We start from the raw sequence: 17776 nt of genomic DNA, 5'->3' as shown, positions 1-17776 counted from the left end.
ACGGACGAGCGCGGCGGGGCGCCCGGTCATCCGGCGGCGACGAGCACGGGATCGACCGCCACCGGCGCTCCGGTCGCGGCGCGAACCTCCTCGACCGTCACCCCGGGGGCCGTCTCCACCAGCCGCAGACCGTCGCCGGTCACGTCGAGGACCGCCATGTCGGTGATGATCCGTTGCACGCAGCGCAGTCCGGTGAGCGGGAGGGTGCATTCGGTGCGGATCTTGGGCTCACCGCTCTTGGTCACGTGGTCCATCATCACGATGACCCGCCGGGCGCCGTGCACGAGATCCATAGCGCCGCCCATGCCTTTGACCATGCGGCCGGGCACCATCCAATTCGCCAGGTCGCCGCGGCAACTCACCTGCATCGCGCCCAGCACCGCGACATCGACCCGTCCGCCCCGGATCATGGCGAACGAGGTCGCCGAGTCGAAGCACGACGCGCCGGGCAGCACCGTGACCGTCTCCTTGCCCGCGTTGATCACTTCGGGATCGAGCTCGTCCTCGGCGGGATACGGTCCCACACCGAGGATTCCGTTCTCCGAGTGCAGGACGACCTCGATGCCATCGGGCAGGTAGTTGGGTACCAGCGTCGGCATCCCGATGCCCAGGTTGACGTACTGGCCGTCCTCGAGTTCCCGGGCGACTCGGGCCGCCATCTGTTCCCGCGTGAGCCTCATGCTCGTACCGTCCTCTTCTCGATGCCGACCGAGACCTTGCCGACGTGCACCACCCGCTGGACATCGATGCCCGGCGTGTGGACTCGATCGGGATCGATCTCTCCCGGCTCGACCAGTTCCTCCACCTGAGCGATCGTGATGCGTCCTGCCGCGGCCGCCACGGGGTTGAAGTTGCGGGCGCTGCGCCGGTAGACGAGGTTGCCGTGCCGATCCCCCTTCCAGGCATGGACGAGGGCGTAATCGGTCGCGATACCTCTTTCCAGCACGTAGGTGACGCCGTCGAAGTCGCGGGTCTCCTTCGGAGCACTCGCCACCGCCACCCCGCCGGCACCGTCGTAACGCAGTGGCAGTCCGCCCTCGGCCACCACCGTCCCGACACCCGCGGGCGTGAAGAAGGCCGGAATCCCTGCGCCCCCTGCGCGTAGCCGCTCGGCCAGCGTGCCCTGCGGAGTCAGTTCCACTTCGAGCTCGCCGCTCAGATACTGCCGGGCGAATTCGGCGTTGTCGCCCACATAAGAGCCGATCGTGCGCCGGATCCGGTGCGCATCGAGCAGCAGGCCGAGACCGGACCCGGCGGTGCCGCAGTTGTTGCTGACCGTCTCCAGCCGCGTCGCGCCCTGCTCCAGCAAGGCCACGATCAGCGCCTCAGGCACCCCGACCAGGCCGAAGCCGCCGACCGCCAGGGAAGCCCCGTCGGGAATGTCGGCCACGGCGTCGGCCGCGGTTGGCATCACTTTGTCGATCACGCCGACCAGCCTAGCCGTCGGGTTCGTTATATGCACATCCGTTCGCTATGCGAACATCGACTTGGCGCACGAGGTCGCGCCTCGGTAATATGTTCGCTATTCGTCCATGTGTTCGTTATTCGAACGAAAGGCAAACTATGAGCGCGGCAGCGTCGTCGGCAACGAAGGAGGCGCGGGCATGACCGAGCCGTCACCCGACTACGTGCAGTCCCTGGCCCGCGGCCTCGCCGTCCTCCGGACCTTCGATGCCGACCACACCCGGCTGACGCTGAGCGAGGTCGCCAGACGCACCGATCTGACCCGGGCCACCGCCCGCCGATTCCTGCTCACTCTGATCGAACTCGGCTATGTCCGCACCAATGGCACCGTTTTCTGGCTCACCCCGCGCGTATTGGAAATCGGATACAGCTATCTGTCCGGACTCGGCCTGCCCGAACTGGCACAGCCCCACCTCGAAGCGCTCACCGAATCCGTGCGCGAATCCGCCTCCGTCTCGGTCCTCGACGGGGCGGATGTCGTCTACGTCGCCCGGGTCGCGGTTCGCCGCATCATGACGGTGACCATCACCATCGGGACCCGCTTTCCCGCGTACGCCACCTCGATGGGCAGGGTGCTGCTGGCGGGTCTTCCCGAACCGGAACTCGACGGCTACCTGCGCGGCGTCGAATTGGCTCCGCTGACCGGACGGACGCTGGCGACGCCGAAGGCGCTGCGCGCGGAGATCTCCCGGGTCCGCGCCGACGGCTACTGCGTCGTCGACGAAGAACTCGAGGTCGGCCTGCGCTCGCTCGCGGCGCCGATCCGCGACCGCACCGGCGACGTCGTCGCCGCGGTCAACCTGTCCACGCAGACCGCGCGCTACTCCGCCGACGCCGTCCGCCGCGACCTGCTTCCCCACCTGCTGCGCACCGCGGCGGCGATCTCCGCCGATCTCGCCGCGACCGCGGCACCGATCCGTTCCTCGAAGGACATCTGATGCACGACGTTGTGATCTGCGAGCCCTTGCGCACACCGGTGGGGCGGTTCGGTGGAGTGCTGAAAGATGTTCCAGCGCAACGGTTGGCCGCGATCGTGATCGGCGAGCTCATCGAGCGGACCGGGATCGACCCGGCGCGGATCGACGACGTGATCCTCGGGCAGGCGACGCCGAACGGCGAGGCCCCTGCCATCGGCCGGGTCGCGGCGCTGGACGCGGGGCTCGGCATCCAGGTGCCCGGTGTGCAGGTGGACCGGCGTTGCGGGTCGGGGTTGCAGGCGGTGATCCAGGCCTGCATGCAGGTCGGCACGGGCGGCAGCGACCTCGTGGTGGCCGGCGGCGTCGAATCGATGAGTCAGGCCGAGTTCTACGCCACCGGCATCCGCTGGGGCGTGCGCGGTGACGGCGTGGCCTTGGCCGACCGCTTGGCGCGAGCGCGCGTCACCGCCGGTGGAGCGAACTTCCCGGTGCCCGGCGGCATGATCGAGACCGCCGAGAATCTCCGCGCCGAGTACTCGATCAGCCGTGCCGACCAGGACGCGTTCGCCGCCCAGTCGCATCGGCGCGCCGTCGCCGCCCAGGAATCCGGAGCGTTCGCCGCGGAGATCGTGCGTGTCCCTGTGCCGCAACGCAAGTCGCAACCTCTCCAGGTGGCCGAAGACGAGCATCCCCGAGCTGACACCACCGTGGCGTCGCTGGCGCGCCTGCGGCCGATCCGCGCCGCCATCGATGCCGACGCGACCGTGACCGCGGGCAACGCCAGCGGCCAGAACGACGGAGCCGCCGCCTGCATCGTCACCACCACCGACCACGCCCGCGCGCTGGGATTGCGGCCGATGGCGCGGATGATCTCCTGGGCGGTCGCGGGAGTGCCGCCGAGAACCATGGGAATCGGGCCGGTGCCCGCCACCGCCCAGGCACTCGGCCGGGCCGGGCTCACGCTGGCCGACATCGACGTCATCGAACTGAACGAAGCCTTCGCCGCACAGGTCCTGGCCGTGCTCCAGGAGTGGAAGGTCGAGCCCGACGACCCCCGCTTGAACCCGAACGGATCGGGCATCTCCCTCGGCCATCCGGTCGGCGCCACCGGTGCCCGCATCCTCGCGACACTGCTGCGTGAAATGGACCGCAGCGCAGCGCGCTACGGCCTGGAGACGATGTGCATCGGCGGCGGCCAAGGGCTCGCCGCCGTCTTCGAACGCTTCTGACGCCCGTGATCGCCACGCGTCCGGCGGCTCCGGCCGCCGGACGCTGGTATCGGCCGGCCCCGCCGGACCGCTATCGAGTGCTGTCCAGCAACGCGGCGGCACGGGCCAGCACGTCGTCGATCACCGTCTGCGTGCTGCCCAGATAGTCGTCTTGCGGCGCATCGGCGCCGGTGAACGCGGCGATGGACCTTTGTTCTGCGGTCAGTGTGCTCCAGGAGCCCGCGGCCGTGGCGGACATCCGATCGGTGTCCACTCGAAGGCCGGTCAAAAGTTCGGTGGTCTGCGCGGCCGCGACCACGGTTCGGCGGCCGAGGGTGCGCAGCGACGCCCACTCGGTGTGCCACGCGCCGTCCGAACGTTCGTCACCCGCCAGGCTCGCCGCGAGATGGAGCGTCGAGGCGAGCGGAGGCGCGGCGATGGCGGCGCGCCGGATGAGCACGGAGAGCACGGGATTCCGCTTGCCCGGCATCGTGGACGAGCCGCCGCGGCCGGGCGCGTCCGGTTCGGCGAGTTCGGCGATCTCCGGCCGCGACAGCGTGAGGACATCGGTCGCGATATGGCCCCAAGCGTCGGTGCAGCGCACCATCGCGTCACCGAGGGCGGTCACCGCGGCGCGGGCGGTGTGCCACGGCAGCGCCTGCTCCAAGCCGAGGAGTCTCGTCGCGGCGATGATCAATTCGGCGGCTTCGGCGGCGCCTCCCGCGAGATCCGCGATCGCGGAACGGGTTCCGGCCGCGCCGCCGACCTGCGCGGGCAGCCGCACCCGGTCCACGGCGTCGGCGGCGTCGAGCACTCCGGTCAGCCAGCCGGAAACCTTGAGCCCGAACGTGATCGGCACCGCGTACTGGGTGAGGGTCCGGCCCGCCATCACGGTGTGCCGGTGCAGGGCGATCAGGCCGGTCATGGCCTCGATCTGCGCGCGCAACTCGGCACGAAGCCGCTCGACCACCGCGCGCAGGCACAGCATCAGACCGGTGTCCACCACGTCCTGGCTGGTGAGACCGCGATGGATCCACCGCGCCGCCGCGGCGTCGGCGCGTTCGCGCAGCAGGGTCACCAGCGGTAGGACGGGCGTGCCGGTGGACTCGGCGCCGCGGGCGATGCCGTCGATGTCGGCGGGGCCGACCAGACCGGTCAGCGCGACGGACCCGGGTGCGATGCGGCGGGCGGCGATGGCGTCCAGCCACGCCTGCTCGACCCGCACCATCGCCGCAAGCCACGCCTGCTCGGTGAGCAGTTCCCCGGCGCGCTCGTCACCCGCCCAGAACAGGTCGCTCACCGGGCCGGGAAGCGAAGGAACACGGTCTCGTCCTCGCCCTGCAAGCGGATGTCGAAGACGAAACCGTGCTCGTCGCGATCGGCGATGAGGGTGCGGCGGCGTTGCGGCGGAAGCGAAGCGAGAAGCGGGTCCCGTTCGAGGGCGGCCGGATCGTCGGGCAGGTAGGCGCGGGTGAAAAGCCGGTCCAGCAGGCCGCGCGCGAAGACGGTCACCGCGAAGAACGCGGGCTTGCCCGGCTCCGTGGGACCGGGGGGCAGTGTGCTGAAGGCGTAGCGGCCGTCACGTCCCGTGGAGGCGCGCCCGAATCCGGTGAAGGTCCAGCCGTCGCGCCGGATGGAACCCGGTTCCCGCGACACGACGCCGTCGGGACGGGCCTGCCAGATCTCCACCAGCGCGTCGGGGAGTCCGGCGCCCGCGCCGTCGAGCACCCGTCCGCCCAGGCGCACCGAGCCGGCGCTGCCGGGCGGCACCAGATCGCGATCACCGGGATGGAGCAGGCCGTAGTGGAAGAACGGGCCGACGGTCTGGCCCGGAGTCGAAGGAAGTGTCACAGGTCATCGCCTTCCTGTTCGATGTAGGTGCGCCGAGAACCGGACAGCACGATGTCCCAGCGGTAGCCGGTGGCCCATTCGTGCGTGGTCAGGTCGTGATCGTAGGTGGCGACCAGCCGTTGCCTGGCCTTGCTGTCGGTGATCGCCTGGTAGATCGGGTCGAAGGGGAACAGCGGGTCGCCGGGGAAGTACATCTGGGTGACCAGTCGCTGGGTGAACTCGGTGCCGAACAGTGAGAAGTGGATGTGCGCCGGGCGCCACGCGTTGTGGTGATTGCGCCAAGGGTAGGGACCCGGCTTGATGGTCTGGAACCGGTAGCGCCCGTCGTCGTCGGTCAGGCACCGGCCCGCGCCGGTGAAGTTCGGGTCGAGCGGAGCCGGATGCTGGTCGCGCTGGTGCACGTATCGGCCGCTGGCGTTGGCCTGCCAGATCTCGACCAGTTGCCGCCGGACGGGTCGTCCGTCGCCGTCGGTGATGCGGCCGGTGACCACGATCCGCTGTCCGAGCGGTTCACCGGCATGGCCGATGGTGAGGTCGGCTTCGAGCGGATCCACATCCCAATGGCCGAAGCACGGCGCCGCCAGCTCGATCGTCTCCGGGTCGACCGGCTGCGGGTCTTTCGTCGGATATCGCAACGCGCTGGAGCGGTAGGGCGGGTAGTTCAGTCGCGGCTGGGTCTGCTCGACTCCCTGTTGCTGGTAGTCGGTTTCGATGGCGGCGATCTGCGCATCGATGACCGACTGCGGCGACAACCGGGCTACTGCCGGGAAAAATTCGTTGCCCATGGCTCGCAGCGTAGGTCCGCTCCCAGCGGCCGACCATGGTGTGTTTTCTGCTCAGTGGAATACTCATCGCATGGCCGGCAACACCAGCACCCCTGGGGCAACCGTCACCGGCCGCGTGCTTTCGATCCTGTGGGCCTTCGACGAGCGGCATCCTCGGCTGACCCTGTCGGAGATCGCCCGGCGCTCCGGACTGGCGCCGGCCACCGCGCACCGCCTGGTCGGCGAGTTGACCGAGCACGGCGCGCTCGCCCGGCAGGGCAGCGAGTACGCCGTCGGGCGACGGCTGTGGGAGATCGGCCTGCTGGCCCCCGTGCAGTCCTCGCTGCGGGAGGCGGCCTCCCCGTTCCTGCACGACATCTACGCCGCGACCCGCGCCACCGTGCATCTCGCGATCCGCGACGACGACCGGGTGCTGTACCTCGAACGGTTCTCCGGGCGCGCGTCGGTGCCGGTGGTGAGCACCGTCGGCAGCACGCTGCCGATGCACGCGACCGGTGTGGGCAAGGTGCTGCTGGCGTATGCGCCCGAAGACGTGCGGCGACGGGTGCTCGGCTCGCTCACCCGGATCACCCCGTACACCATCACCCATCCGGGACGGCTGAACGAGCAACTCCTGCGAGTTCGCCGCGATGGCTACGCCAGCACGGTCGAGGAGATGACGCTGGGCGCCTGCACCGTCGCGGTGCCCGTGCGGCGTGGCGAGACCACGGTCGCCGCCATCGGTGTCGTGGTGCCGGATCTGCGCCGCCACCGTGGACGGCTCGTCGCCGCGCTCCAGGTAGCCGCGCAGGGCATCGGGCGGCAACTGGAATCCGGTGCGGCCGCGCCGCCCCGGGCGGCAACCGGCGCCGCCGCACGAGTTCCACCGAGCTGATTTCACTGAGCGGAAAGCACGGCTCGCCCTCGGAAAGACCGGCTCCCTAGCGTCGGCCTGGCAAGAAGGGAGCAACGATGTCCGTGGCCTACAGCTCGACCCGGGTCGAGGTAGCGATCGTGGGAGGCGGCCCGGCCGGTCTGATGCTGTCGCATCTGCTGCACTCGGCCGGAATCGACAACACCGTGATCGACAATCGATCGGTCACCGCGATCGAGAACACGCACCGGGCGGGAATCCTCGAACGCGACAGCGTGCGGCTGCTCGTCGAATCAGGGGTGTCGGACCGGGTGCTGCGGGAGGGACAGGAGCACCGCGGCATCGATCTGCGGTTCGGCGGGGCGAGTCACCGGATCGACTTCCAGGACGCGGTGGGCGCCTCGTGCTGGCTGTATCCCCAGACCGAGGTCTTCGCGGATCTGCACCGCGCCCGGGTGCGCGACGGCGGCGATCTGCGCTACGGCGTCACCGGCACCGAGGTGCTCGACGTGCGGGACGAGCCGCGGGTCCGGTGCGTCGGCGCCGACGGGCGGCCGCAAGAGATCCGCGCCGATCTGGTGATCGGCGCGGACGGCTCGCGCAGCGTGTGCCGCGGCCTCGTCGGCGGCGCGACCCGGTACTTCCGCGAGTACCCGTTCGCCTGGTTCGGCGTGCTGGTCGAGGCGCCGCCCAGCGCGCCGGAACTGATCTATGCGCGCTCGGAGCAGGGATTCGCCCTCATCAGCCAGCGCACGCGAACCGTGCAGCGCATGTATTTCCAATGCGATCCCTCCGAGGATCCGTCCGCGTGGTCCGACGACCGGATCTGGGACCAATTGCAGACGCGGCTGGCGGGGACGGACGGCTTCACCTTGCGCGAGGGGCCCGTCATCGAGCGGACGGTGCTGCCGTTCCGCAGTTTCGTGCAGACCCCCATGCGGCACGGTCGGCTCCTGCTGGCCGGGGACGCCGCCCACACCGTTCCGCCCACCGGCGCCAAAGGGCTCAACCTGGCCCTGGCCGATGTGCGGGTACTCGCGGAAGCGGTGGAGCGGGGGCTGCGCGGCGGCGACGACGACGCGTTGACGCGCTACACCGATCGCGCGCTCGCCCGGGTGTGGAAGGCGCAGCATTTCTCCTACTGGATGACGACGCTGCTGCACCGGGTCGCGAGCGCGAGCGACTTCGACGAACGACGTCAGCTCGGCGAACTGGACAGCATCGTCGGTTCCGCCGCGGGGACGGCCTACCTCGCCGAGGGCTACACCGGCTGGCCCAATTCGTGAACCACCCCTCTAGGCCATCGGATCGGAGACACTGTGCAAGCAATCGCGGTCGACTACGCGGTCGACGGACCCGACAGCGGCGTTCCCGTACTGTTCAGCGGCTCGCTGGGCAGCGATCGGCGGATGTGGGAGCCGCAGGTCGCGGCGCTCGCGGCGGCCGGGTACCGGACCATCGCCTACGACCATCGCGGCCACGGCGGCTCGCCCACTCCCCCGGGCCCCTACACCGTCGCGGAACTCGGAGCCGATGCGCTGGCCTTGCTCGACGCGCTCGACCTCGATTCGGTGCACTTCGTCGGCCTGTCCCTGGGCGGTGCGGTCGGGCAGTGGCTCGCGGCGCATCACCCGGCCCGGGTGCGCAGTCTGACTCTGCTGTGCACGGCCGCCGTCTTCCCGCCCGCGCAAGGGTGGATCGACCGCGCCGCCACCGTCCGCGCCGACGGGGTGGCCTCGATCGCCGGAGCTGTCGTCGGCCGGTGGTTCACCCCGCAACTCGCCGGGCGCGACCCCGAACTGGTGGCCCGGCACACAGCGATGGTGTCGGGCACCGGCGAGGAGGGTTACGCGGGATGCTGTGCCGCGCTCGCCGAGTGGGACGGGCGGGCCGACCTCGCCCGGATCGTCGCACCGACCCTGGTGATCGCGGGGGCGCAGGACCCCGCTACCCCACCGGAGATGGTGCGGGAGATAGCCGACGGCGTAGCGGAGGCCGAATTCCGGATCGTGGCGGGCGCGCACCTGGCGAGTGTGGAGAGCGCGGGCACGGTGACCGCTCTCCTCCGGTCGCACATCCAGCGCGCCACCCCGCTGGGAGCACAGCGCGCAGCGGCTTTCGAGCAGGGCATGCGGGTGCGCCGCGAAGTCCTCGGCGACGCGCATGTCGATCGTTCGATCGCCGCGATGACCGAATTCACCGCTCCGTTCCAGGATTTCATCACCAGGACCGCGTGGGGCGACATCTGGTCCCGCCCCGGTCTCGACCACCGCACCCGCCGATTGCTGACCTTGGCCGTCCTCACGGCGGTCGGGAACGAGCACGAACTCGACATGCACATCAGGGCCGCAGTGCGCGCCGGGGTGCCCGCCGCGGAACTCGCGGAGGTGTTCCTGCACACCGCGATCTACGCGGGCGTACCGAACAGCAACCGCGCCTTCGCCCTCGGTGCGCGGGCGCTGACGGAATCGTCTCCGCACGACTGACGCACCCGGCGCGACCCGGCGACGCCGCCCGATGGTACTCCCGTCCGGCGGCGTCCCGTACGGTGCCGATCCATGCGATCCCGGGCGCCTCCCGGACACCGCCGGCGCCTACGATCCGGTCATGGCGCAGATCAGCAGTGAACGGCGGGGCAAGGTCGCGATCATCACCGTGCACGACCCGGATCGGCGAAACGCGCTGACACCGGCGCTGTCGGAACAACTCGCCGCCGCGGTCGCCGCGGCCGAGCGCGATACCGGCGTGCACGCGGTGATCGTCACCGGAACGCCGCCCGCCTTCTGCGCGGGCGCCGATCTCAGCGCGCTCGGCGCGGCCCGCGAGGAGGGGCTGCGGGTGATCTATGACGGGTTCCTCGCGATCGCGCGCTGCGCGTTGCCGACCATCGCGGCGGTCGGCGGCGCCGCCGTCGGCGCCGGACTCAATCTCGCGTTGGCCGCCGACGTCAGGATCGCCGGTCCCCGCGCGCGGTTCGACGCGCGATTCCTGCGGCTCGGCCTGCATCCCGGCGGCGGGATGACCTGGATGCTGCAACGCGCCGTCGGACCGCAACGGGCCGCCGCGATGACGCTGTTCGGCGAGATCCTCGACGCCGAGGCAGCGCTCGCCGCCGGATTGACGCACCGGGTGATCGACGGCGATCACGACGCGCTGCTCGCCGGAGCGATCGACTTCGCCGCGGGCGCGGCCGAAGCGCCGCGCGATCTGCTCATCACCACCAAGCGGACCATGCGCCACACCGCGAACCTCGACGCGCACGCCGACGCGGTGGACGCCGAGATCGTGCCACAGGTGGCGTCGCTCGAGTCGCCGGAATTCGCCGCGCGGCTGGCCGCGAAACAGGCCGAGATCAGCCGATCGCGATGATCGGCGGCACTGCGGTGCGGGCGAATGTCATCGCAGCGGGAGGGAAACGGTTTGGCGTCGCCGGTGGCGGGTAGCCGCTGGCGAGACAGTTCGTGCCGAACCGCAGGGCGCGGCGCTTCTCGTGTGTGCCGGGTGGCTTGCGACCACGCAGAGCGAGAGGAGGGCCCATGCACTACATCGATGACACCAAACACCTGCTCAGCGATCTCGTGGGACGGGTGATCGAATCGGCCGGCAGCTATTCGGGCAGCCAGACCGTGACCATCGCCCGGCCACGCGCCGAGGTCGAGCAGTTCTGGCGCGACCCGGTGAACCTGTCCGAAGTGCTCGGCGACGTCGCCGAAGTCGCGTCGCCTGCACCGCCGATCTACGAATGGACGCTGCAGGCGGGCGCCGATGGACGCACGACCTGGAAGACCACGCTGCGCGAGGAGGAAGGGCACTTCCGGTTCGTCGGCGCGGACGACCAGGACACCGCGTTCGGCAAAGGTCTCGAAATCGAACTGAGCTTCCGGGAGGCACCCCGAGATCTCGGTACCGAGGTGACGATGCGAGCCAAGACCCCGCTGCCCGACCTGCTGACCGGCGCGGGCATGTTCACCGCCCTCTACCGTGCCCGAGCCCGGCTGCAGACCGGCGAAATGCCCACCCTGGCCCACAATCCGAGCGCGCGCTCGTCGGCTCGGTGAACAGGAGGAGACATGCATGCGCTGTGCTGGAACGGCGTCGACGACCTCGCCGTGGAAGACGTCCCCGACCCGGTGCTGGTCAATCCGCACGATGTCATCGTCCAGGTCCGCCTGACCACCACCTGCGGATCCGATCTGCATTTCATCGACGGATATCTGCCCGGAATGCGGGAAGGTGACGTCTTCGGACACGAATTCATGGGCGAGGTCGTGGAAACCGGCGCCGAAGTCACCTCTATCGCCGTCGGCGACCGTGTCGTGGTTCCGTCTTTCATCGGATGCTCGTCGTGCTGGTATTGCGACCACGAGCTGTATTCCCTGTGCGACACCACCAATCCGAACGGCGCTCTACAGCAACCGATTCTGGGCTACCCGACCGGCGGAATCTACGGCTACACCCATCCCTTCGGCGGTTATCAGGGCTCCCACGCGAAATATGTCCGTGTCCCCTTCGGCGACACCAATTGCTTCCGTATACCGGACGGCATCACCGACGAACAGGCGTTGTTCCTGTCCGATGCCGTGCCGACGGGTCTGATGGGCGCGGAATTCTGTGACATCCACCCCGGAGACACCGTCGCGGTGTGGGGCAGCGGTGGCGTCGGATTGATGGCCGGGCACACCGCTCGCCTGCTCGGCGCCGACCGGGTTTTCGTCATCGACCGCTTTCCCGAACGGCTGCGCGTGGCGAAGGAGCAGTTCGGCGCGGAGACGATCGACTACACCGCCGTCGACAGCGTCCAGGAATTCCTGCGGGAGAACACCGGCGGTCGCGGCCCGGACGCCTGCATCGATGCCGTCGGGATGGAGGGGCACGGCACCGGCCTGCAGCAGCTCTACGATCGCGCCAAACAACTGCTCCGATTGGAAACGGATCGTGCGACGCCGCTGCGCGAAGCGATTCTGGCGTGCCGGAAAGGCGGAGTCGTCTCGGTGCTCGGCATCTACGGCCTCACCGACAAATTCCCGATGGGCATCGTGACGAACAAGGGGCTCACCATCCGCACCGCACAGCAATACGGTCAGCGGTTCGTCCCCCGCATGTTCGACTACATCCAGCAGGGCGATCTCGACCCCTCCTACCTGATCACCCACGACATGCCGCTCGACGACGCGGTATACGGCTACGACATCTTCAAGCACAAGAAGGAAGGCTGCATCCGCGCCGTTTTCCGGCCGTGATCCGGAGTTTCCGCCGGGACGAGCGGGGCACCCGCCGGATATGGCAGGACGGACCGAACCCGCCGTAGCCGCGTCGAGCCGGTGGATCGATGCCGACGGTATCCGATACCCCTGCGGCGATACGCACGCATGGCTACCGGGAACCAATCAAACGCTGTGCGGCATCCCGCTCGCGCGCGCACGGCTGGCGCGATTCCCGCATGTCCCGTGGAGCGAGGCGCTGTGGTTGGCCGACACTTCCGACCAGGTGATCGCGACCTGCCGTCGCTGCGCCGCGGCCGGCGACCGGGAACGTCGTCGATGGACCCGCACGAATCCCCGCCCCTGAGCGGTTGCTGATCGCGGTACCGCAGGGTTGCCCGTTCGAAGCCGGACAAGCCCGGCTTCATCGGCGCGATCGAATCGCGCAAACGCCCCCGCGCCTCGTGCCCCAGTGGGTACGCTGCCCGGCAGTTCCCCGAGGCGGGCACCCGCACAGCCGCTAGCACAGCGCGACTTCGAAACAAACTCTTGACTCGTTCCAGAAAACGGACAAGACTTCCGTGCATGCCAACGGCCTCGGAATTCCAGCAGATGCTGCGAGGAGTTTCGCTGCGCGTGACCCGTCCGCGGGTCGCGGTGCTCAGCGCGGTGCACGACCACCCACACGCCGACACGGAGTCGATCATCCGCGCTGTCCGATCCGCGCTGCCCGAGGTGTCCCACCAGACGGTGTACGACTCGCTGAACGCGCTCACCGCCACCGGCTTGGTCCGGCGTATCCAGCCGTCCGGATCCGTCGCCCGCTACGAATCGCGGGTCGGCGACAACCACCATCACGTCGTATGCCGAGCTTGCGGGGTGATCGCCGATGTCGACTGCGCCATCGGCGAGGCCCCCTGCTTGACCGCGTCCGATGACAGCGGGTTCTCGATCGACGAGGCCGAGGTCATCTACTGGGGCCTGTGCCCCGACTGTGTCGAAACACAGGCTTCCCGATCACATTCGTGATCACAGCCCCCATCACTCATTCAGGAAGGAATGCTGTGTCATCCGATAGCCGCCCGCCCAATCCTGACACCAAGACCGGCAGCGCGAGCGAGAGCGAGAACCCGGCGATCCCGTCCCCCACCGCGAAGACGGACCATCGTCCCCGCAGCAACAAGGACTGGTGGCCGGAGCAGATCGATGTCTCGGTGCTGCACGCCCACACCTCCAAGTCCAACCCGCTCGGCGAGGACTTCAACTACCCAGAGGAATTCAAGAAGCTCGACGTCGACGCCCTCAAGGCCGACGTCGCGGCGGTCATGACCAATTCGCAGGACTGGTGGCCCGCCGACTACGGCCACTACGGCGGCCTGTTCATTCGAATGAGCTGGCATGCCGCGGGCACCTACCGCATCTCCGACGGCCGCGGCGGCGGCGGTCAGGGCGCGCAGCGCTTCGCGCCGCTCAACAGCTGGCCGGACAACGCCAATCTCGACAAGGCGCGCCGGCTGCTGTGGCCGGTCAAGCAGAAGTACGGCAACAAGATCTCCTGGGCCGACCTGCTGGTGTTCGCGGGCAACGTAGCCCTGGAGACGATGGGATTCAAGACCTTCGGCTTCGGCTTCGGCCGCCCGGACATCTGGGAGCCGGAGGAGGTCTTCTGGGGTCCGGAGGACACCTGGCTCGGCGACGAGCGCTACAGCGGTGACCGCGAGCTGGCCAATCCGCTCGGCGCCGTCCAGATGGGCCTTATCTATGTGAACCCCGAAGGGCCCAACGGACAGCCGGATCCGGTGGCCGCGGCCCGCGACATCCGCGAGACGTTCGGCCGCATGGCGATGAACGACGAGGAGACCGCCGCGCTGATCGTGGGCGGCCACAGCTTCGGCAAGACCCACGGCGCCGGCGATGCGAGCCTGGTCGGCGCCGAGCCGGAAGGCGCCCCGATCGAGCAGCAGGGCCTGGGCTGGAAGAGCGCCTACGGCACCGGCAAGGGCAAGGACGCCATCACCAGCGGCTTGGAGGTCGTCTGGACCTCCACCCCCACCAAGTGGGGCAACGGCTTCCTGCAGAACCTGTACGGCTACGAGTGGGAGCTGACCAAGAGCCCTTCGGGCGCCTGGCAGTGGAAGCCGAAGGACGGCGCGGGCGAAGGCGCGATCCCGGATCCGTTCGGTGGGCCCGCGCGCACGCCGACCATGCTGACCACGGACTTGGCGCTGCGCGAGGACCCGATCTACCGGGAGATCACCCGCCGCTGGCTGGATCACCCCGAGGAACTGTCCGAGGCGTTCGCCAAGGCGTGGTACAAGCTGCTGCACCGCGACATGGGACCGATCAGCCGCTACCTCGGCCCGTGGGTTCCCGAGCCGCAGCTGTGGCAGGACCCCGTGCCCGCCGTCGATCACGAACTGATCGATGAGGCGGACATCGCGGACCTGAAGAGCAAGGTGCTCGAGTCCGGCCTGTCGGTCGCGCAGCTGGTCAAGACCGCCTGGGCCTCGGCGGCCAGCTACCGCAGCACCGACAAGCGCGGCGGCGCCAACGGCGCTCGCATCCGGCTGGAGCCGCAGAAGAACTGGGAAGTCAACGAGCCCGACGAACTGGCCAAGGTGCTGCCGGTGCTCGAGCAGATCCAGCAGAACTTCAACGGTTCGGCCGCAGGCGGCAAGAAGGTCTCGCTCGCCGACCTGATCATCCTGGCCGGGTCCGCGGCGATCGAGAAGGCCGCCAAGGACGCGGGCCACGACATCACGGTCCCGTTCGCGCCGGGGCGGACGGACGCCACCCAGGAGAACACCGATGTCGAGTCGTTCGCGGTGCTCGAACCGCGGGCCGACGGGTTCCGCAACTACGTGCGGGCCGGTGAGAAGGCCCCGCTGGAGCGCCTGCTGCTCGACCGGGCGTACATGCTGGATGTGACCGCTCCGGAGCTGACGGTGCTCATCGGCGGGCTGCGCGCGCTCGGCGCGAACTACGGTGGCACCGACCACGGCGTGTTCACCGACCGGCCGGGTGTGCTGACGAACGATTTCTTCGTCAACCTGCTCGACCAGAACACCGAGTGGAAGGCGTCGGAGTCGGCGGAGAACGTCTACGAGGGCTTCGACCGCGCCTCCGGCGCGCCCAAGTGGACGGCGACGGCCAACGACCTCGTCTTCGGATCGCATTCCGTGCTGCGGGCGGTGGCCGAGGTGTACGCGCAGGCCGACGCCGGGGCGAAGTTCGTCGACGACTTCGTCGCGGCGTGGGTCAAGGTGGCCAACAACGATCGGTTCGACCTGGCCTGATCGGTATCCGGTGACATCCAGGCCGGTCCCTCCGGGGGCCGGCCTGGATCGTTCCGGTCGCCCGTCGTCCCGTCCGGTGGACCTGTCGAGCGCGCCGAATCCGCCACGGGCACTCAGGTTTCGGGGAGCTGGATGGATCGCGCTGCCTCGTCGTCCCGGCGTCCGGTGGTCATGTAGAGGGTGCGGCGGCCGACTTCGACGGCGTGGTCGGCGAAGCGTTCGTAGTAGCGGCCGAGCAGGGTGACGTCGACCGCGGCGGCGGTGCCGTTGTCCCACCCTTCGGCCAGGATCGCCGCCAGCAGGTCGCGGTGCAGATCGTCCATGGTGTCGTCGCGGGCATCGAGGTCCGCGGCGTCGCCCGGGTCGGCGGTGGTCAGCACGCCGACCGCGGCATCGGCGAGGTCGACGGCCGCCTCGCCCATGTGGGTCACCAGGTTTCGCACCGGTTCCGGCACCGCGGCGGCGGGATGCCTGCGTCTGGCGGTGTCGGCGATGTGCTCGGTCAGCGTGCTCATCCGGGTGAGGTCGTCGACCAGCTGCAGTGCCGTCACCACCCGCCGCAGTTCTCCCGCGACGGGAGCTTCGAGCGCGAGGAGGGTCACCGCAGCGTGTTCGGCGCCGTCGCGCATCGCGACGGTTTCGGCGCAGTAGTCGATGGTGCGCTCGGCCAGCTCCAGGTCCGCGCCGAGCAGGGCGTCGGTGGCCATCGCGATGGCCTCCCGGTTGCGCGCGCACATCGCTCGCAATTGATCGGCGAGTTGCTCGAGATGCTCGTGGAAGCGGGTGCGCACTGTTCCATCATCGCGCGCATCCGGGTAACGCGCGGTGGGTCCCGGTGCCCGGGGGCGAGATGTTCCCGGAAGCCCACCGGGCAACGTTGCGAAACTCGGAAATCGCGCACCGGTCGACTATCGGAAGCTGAGTTAACATCGTGGTTCGCCTGAGCAAGCTGTTCGTCGGCCGCGCCGCTGCCGACCGGGCTGGGAGGGGCCGGTGTGGAGTTGCCATCAGCGGGGCCGTTGACGGCGCGGACCGGTGCCGCCGGGACGTGGTGGTCGTGTTGCGTCGCCGGGATGTCGATGCCGTGGCGCACGCTGCGCCCCCGGCCCGGTGACACGCAGTTGCTCGGCACGCTCACCGACGCGGGGCTGCCCCCGGCGCGAGCCAGGGTCCGGCTGACCGCGCTGATCCACGGTGTGCGGCCCGCCCCGGCCTACGGAGTGATCGAAGGAGCGTTGCGGCCGCCCGAGGTGGCGATCGCGATGACCAGCTTTCTCGTCGAACACCCGCAGGCGCGTTTCATCGTCGATCCGGCGATGTGCACCGACGTGCACTCCCGGGTGCTGCCGCAGCTGCGCCGTCCCTATCGCGATCTGGTCGCTCCGCGCAAACCGCTTGTCGGCCTGGCCGATTCGCTCGCGCTGTCCGCCGTCCCCGTCGACGCGATCGACTTCGCGATCGCGACGCACATCCACTGGGACCACGTGGCCGGACTGCTCGACCTACCGGCATCCCTCGCGCTGCGGGCGACCACGGCCGAACTGAGCTGGGCGACCGACCCCGAGACGGCCCCCATGGGAGTCGCCGAGGCGCTCGGCTCACGACCGACGCCATCCATCGACCTCGACGGACCTCCCGTTCTCACCTTCGCGAGCAGCCACGACGTTTTCGGGGACGGCTCGGTGTTGGCGGTGGATCTTTCCGGCCACACCCCCGGCAGCATCGGTCTCGTTCTCGCGGTGGACGACGGTGGGACCGTGCTGCTGGCGGGCGACGCCGTCTGGCGCCGGGAGCAGATCGGGCTGCTGCGCGAGAAGCCCCCGTTGCCAGGGCTTCTCGTCGATCACGATCGATCCGCCGCATTCGCCGCGATCCACCGCCTGCACCGCCTGCCCGCGGATGTCGAGGTCATCCCCACCCACGACCACACCGCGGCGAAGAGATGGGCGCACCGCTGACGGCGAACGCACACCGGAATCGGCGGGACCACACTCGTCATCGACGGCCGGCTCGACGCCGACCTCGGCCTCTTTCCGTTGCCGGGCCGGCCGTCCTGAATGGCACTGACACCTGTCCCTCCGTCATCCGCCGAAGCGCCGGGCGGGGGCGGGAAGTTCGGACGCGGCCAGCAGCGCCCGGAACTGCCGGCTGTCGTCCCGGGGCAGGATGCCGGCGCGTTGCGTGACACGCACGCTCGCGCG

At 69.6% G+C, this 17776-nt stretch carries 17 protein-coding genes; 11 read left to right on the top strand and 6 right to left on the bottom strand.

Translation table 11 applies throughout. The features are described 5' to 3' along the window. Positions 1–26 precede the first annotated feature (26 nt). A complete protein-coding gene (locus U3653_RS30105; RefSeq protein ID WP_195083015.1) occupies positions 27–680 on the bottom strand; it encodes a CoA transferase subunit B in 654 nt (217 codons plus the stop codon). Further along, positions 677–1423 (bottom strand): CoA transferase subunit A, encoded by a 747-nt coding sequence (locus U3653_RS30100; RefSeq protein WP_195083082.1) that lies wholly within the window; start codon positions 1421–1423, stop codon positions 677–679. The genes U3653_RS30105 and U3653_RS30100 overlap by 4 nt, the downstream gene beginning before the upstream one ends. Before the next feature lie 181 nt (positions 1424–1604). Here U3653_RS30100 and U3653_RS30095 point away from each other — a divergent pair, with 181 nt between their 5' ends. Together U3653_RS30095 and U3653_RS30090 are read left to right on the top strand one after the other, a co-directional pair. Further along, positions 1605–2402 (top strand): IclR family transcriptional regulator domain-containing protein, encoded by a 798-nt coding sequence (locus tag U3653_RS30095; protein ID WP_195083014.1) that lies wholly within the window; start codon positions 1605–1607, stop codon positions 2400–2402. Beyond that, positions 2402–3610 carry an acetyl-CoA C-acetyltransferase gene (locus U3653_RS30090; RefSeq protein ID WP_195083013.1) on the top strand — a complete coding sequence of 403 codons (1209 nt, stop codon included), beginning with the start codon at positions 2402–2404 and terminating at the stop codon, positions 3608–3610. Before U3653_RS30095 ends, U3653_RS30090 begins: the two co-directional genes overlap by 1 nt. A 70-nt stretch (positions 3611–3680) precedes the next feature. Here the strand turns inward: U3653_RS30090 and U3653_RS30085 are convergent, their stop codons facing one another. From U3653_RS30085 to pcaH, 3 genes are read right to left on the bottom strand one after another with little or no spacing between them, the layout of a single operon-like run. Then, entirely contained in the window at positions 3681–4889 is a 1209-nt protein-coding gene (locus tag U3653_RS30085; RefSeq protein WP_195083012.1) for a lyase family protein, read from the bottom strand. Beyond that, positions 4886–5440, bottom strand: a complete 555-nt coding sequence (pcaG, locus tag U3653_RS30080; protein ID WP_195083011.1) for a protocatechuate 3,4-dioxygenase subunit alpha — start codon at positions 5438–5440, stop codon at positions 4886–4888. Before pcaG ends, U3653_RS30085 begins: the two co-directional genes overlap by 4 nt. Continuing rightward, complete coding sequence (pcaH, locus tag U3653_RS30075; protein ID WP_195083010.1) at positions 5437–6225, bottom strand: protocatechuate 3,4-dioxygenase subunit beta; 789 nt, start codon at positions 6223–6225, stop codon at positions 5437–5439. The genes pcaG and pcaH overlap by 4 nt, the downstream gene beginning before the upstream one ends. 70 nt (positions 6226–6295) lie before the next feature. On the opposite strand from pcaH, the gene U3653_RS30070 reads away from it, so the two are divergent. The 8 genes from U3653_RS30070 to katG all read left to right on the top strand — a co-directional run bounded on the left by U3653_RS30070 (position 6296) and on the right by katG (position 15575). Beyond that, positions 6296–7099, top strand: a complete 804-nt coding sequence (locus tag U3653_RS30070; RefSeq protein WP_195083009.1) for an IclR family transcriptional regulator — start codon at positions 6296–6298, stop codon at positions 7097–7099. 77 nt (positions 7100–7176) lie between these two features. Further along, positions 7177–8364 carry a 4-hydroxybenzoate 3-monooxygenase gene (locus tag U3653_RS30065; RefSeq protein WP_195083008.1) on the top strand — a complete coding sequence of 396 codons (1188 nt, stop codon included), beginning with the start codon at positions 7177–7179 and terminating at the stop codon, positions 8362–8364. Positions 8365–8397: 33 nt separating this feature from the next. Beyond that, positions 8398–9564 carry a bifunctional 3-oxoadipate enol-lactonase/4-carboxymuconolactone decarboxylase PcaDC gene (pcaDC, locus tag U3653_RS30060; RefSeq protein WP_435406601.1) on the top strand — a complete coding sequence of 389 codons (1167 nt, stop codon included), beginning with the start codon at positions 8398–8400 and terminating at the stop codon, positions 9562–9564. A 121-nt stretch (positions 9565–9685) separates the two neighbouring features. After that, on the top strand, positions 9686–10447 hold the full coding sequence (locus U3653_RS30055) for an enoyl-CoA hydratase (protein ID WP_195083007.1): 762 nt from the start codon (positions 9686–9688) through the stop codon (positions 10445–10447). Positions 10448–10614: 167 nt separating this feature from the next. Then, positions 10615–11136: an SRPBCC family protein gene (locus tag U3653_RS30050; protein ID WP_195083006.1), complete on the top strand. Its 522-nt coding sequence runs from the start codon at positions 10615–10617 to the stop codon at positions 11134–11136. A 12-nt stretch (positions 11137–11148) separates the two neighbouring features. Continuing rightward, a complete protein-coding gene (locus U3653_RS30045) occupies positions 11149–12318 on the top strand; it encodes a zinc-dependent alcohol dehydrogenase (protein ID WP_195083005.1) in 1170 nt (389 codons plus the stop codon). 546 nt (positions 12319–12864) lie between these two features. Next, positions 12865–13308, top strand: coding sequence for a Fur family transcriptional regulator (locus U3653_RS30040; RefSeq protein ID WP_195083004.1), 444 nt, complete (start codon positions 12865–12867; stop codon positions 13306–13308). Positions 13309–13343: 35 nt separating this feature from the next. Beyond that, positions 13344–15575: a catalase/peroxidase HPI gene (gene katG / locus U3653_RS30035; protein ID WP_195083003.1), complete on the top strand. Its 2232-nt coding sequence runs from the start codon at positions 13344–13346 to the stop codon at positions 15573–15575. 113 nt (positions 15576–15688) lie between these two features. On the opposite strand, the gene U3653_RS30030 is transcribed toward katG, so the two are convergent. After that, positions 15689–16366 carry a phosphate signaling complex PhoU family protein gene (locus U3653_RS30030; protein WP_195083002.1) on the bottom strand — a complete coding sequence of 226 codons (678 nt, stop codon included), beginning with the start codon at positions 16364–16366 and terminating at the stop codon, positions 15689–15691. A 282-nt stretch (positions 16367–16648) separates the two neighbouring features. On the opposite strand from U3653_RS30030, the gene U3653_RS30025 reads away from it, so the two are divergent. Further along, positions 16649–17533: an MBL fold metallo-hydrolase gene (locus U3653_RS30025; protein ID WP_323124641.1), complete on the top strand. Its 885-nt coding sequence runs from the start codon at positions 16649–16651 to the stop codon at positions 17531–17533. Positions 17534–17776: the final 243 nt, after the last annotated feature.

The sequence above is a fragment of the Nocardia implantans genome (assembly GCF_035544775.1).
Classification (GTDB): Bacteria; Actinomycetota; Actinomycetes; order Mycobacteriales; family Mycobacteriaceae; genus Nocardia; species Nocardia implantans.
The sequence above is the reverse complement of the archived record's forward strand: the minus strand, read 5'-3'. Positions and strand labels throughout refer to the sequence as shown.

What these genes read in the sequence shown, in the direction of transcription:
- pcaH (WP_195083010.1), bottom strand. Translation starts at nt 6,225, where the DNA reads ATGGGCAACGAATTTTTCCCGGCAGTAGCCCGGTTGTCGCCGCAGTCG.
- U3653_RS30070 (WP_195083009.1), top strand. Translation starts at nt 6,296, where the DNA reads ATGGCCGGCAACACCAGCACCCCTGGGGCAACCGTCACCGGCCGCGTG.
- U3653_RS30045 (WP_195083005.1), top strand. Translation starts at nt 11,149, where the DNA reads ATGCATGCGCTGTGCTGGAACGGCGTCGACGACCTCGCCGTGGAAGAC.
- U3653_RS30025 (WP_323124641.1), top strand. Translation starts at nt 16,649, where the DNA reads ATGTCGATGCCGTGGCGCACGCTGCGCCCCCGGCCCGGTGACACGCAG.
- U3653_RS30040 (WP_195083004.1), top strand. Translation starts at nt 12,865, where the DNA reads ATGCCAACGGCCTCGGAATTCCAGCAGATGCTGCGAGGAGTTTCGCTG.
- U3653_RS30105 (WP_195083015.1), bottom strand. Translation starts at nt 680, where the DNA reads ATGAGGCTCACGCGGGAACAGATGGCGGCCCGAGTCGCCCGGGAACTC.
- U3653_RS30090 (WP_195083013.1), top strand. Translation starts at nt 2,402, where the DNA reads ATGCACGACGTTGTGATCTGCGAGCCCTTGCGCACACCGGTGGGGCGG.
- U3653_RS30095 (WP_195083014.1), top strand. Translation starts at nt 1,605, where the DNA reads ATGACCGAGCCGTCACCCGACTACGTGCAGTCCCTGGCCCGCGGCCTC.
- U3653_RS30065 (WP_195083008.1), top strand. Translation starts at nt 7,177, where the DNA reads ATGTCCGTGGCCTACAGCTCGACCCGGGTCGAGGTAGCGATCGTGGGA.
- U3653_RS30050 (WP_195083006.1), top strand. Translation starts at nt 10,615, where the DNA reads ATGCACTACATCGATGACACCAAACACCTGCTCAGCGATCTCGTGGGA.
- U3653_RS30055 (WP_195083007.1), top strand. Translation starts at nt 9,686, where the DNA reads ATGGCGCAGATCAGCAGTGAACGGCGGGGCAAGGTCGCGATCATCACC.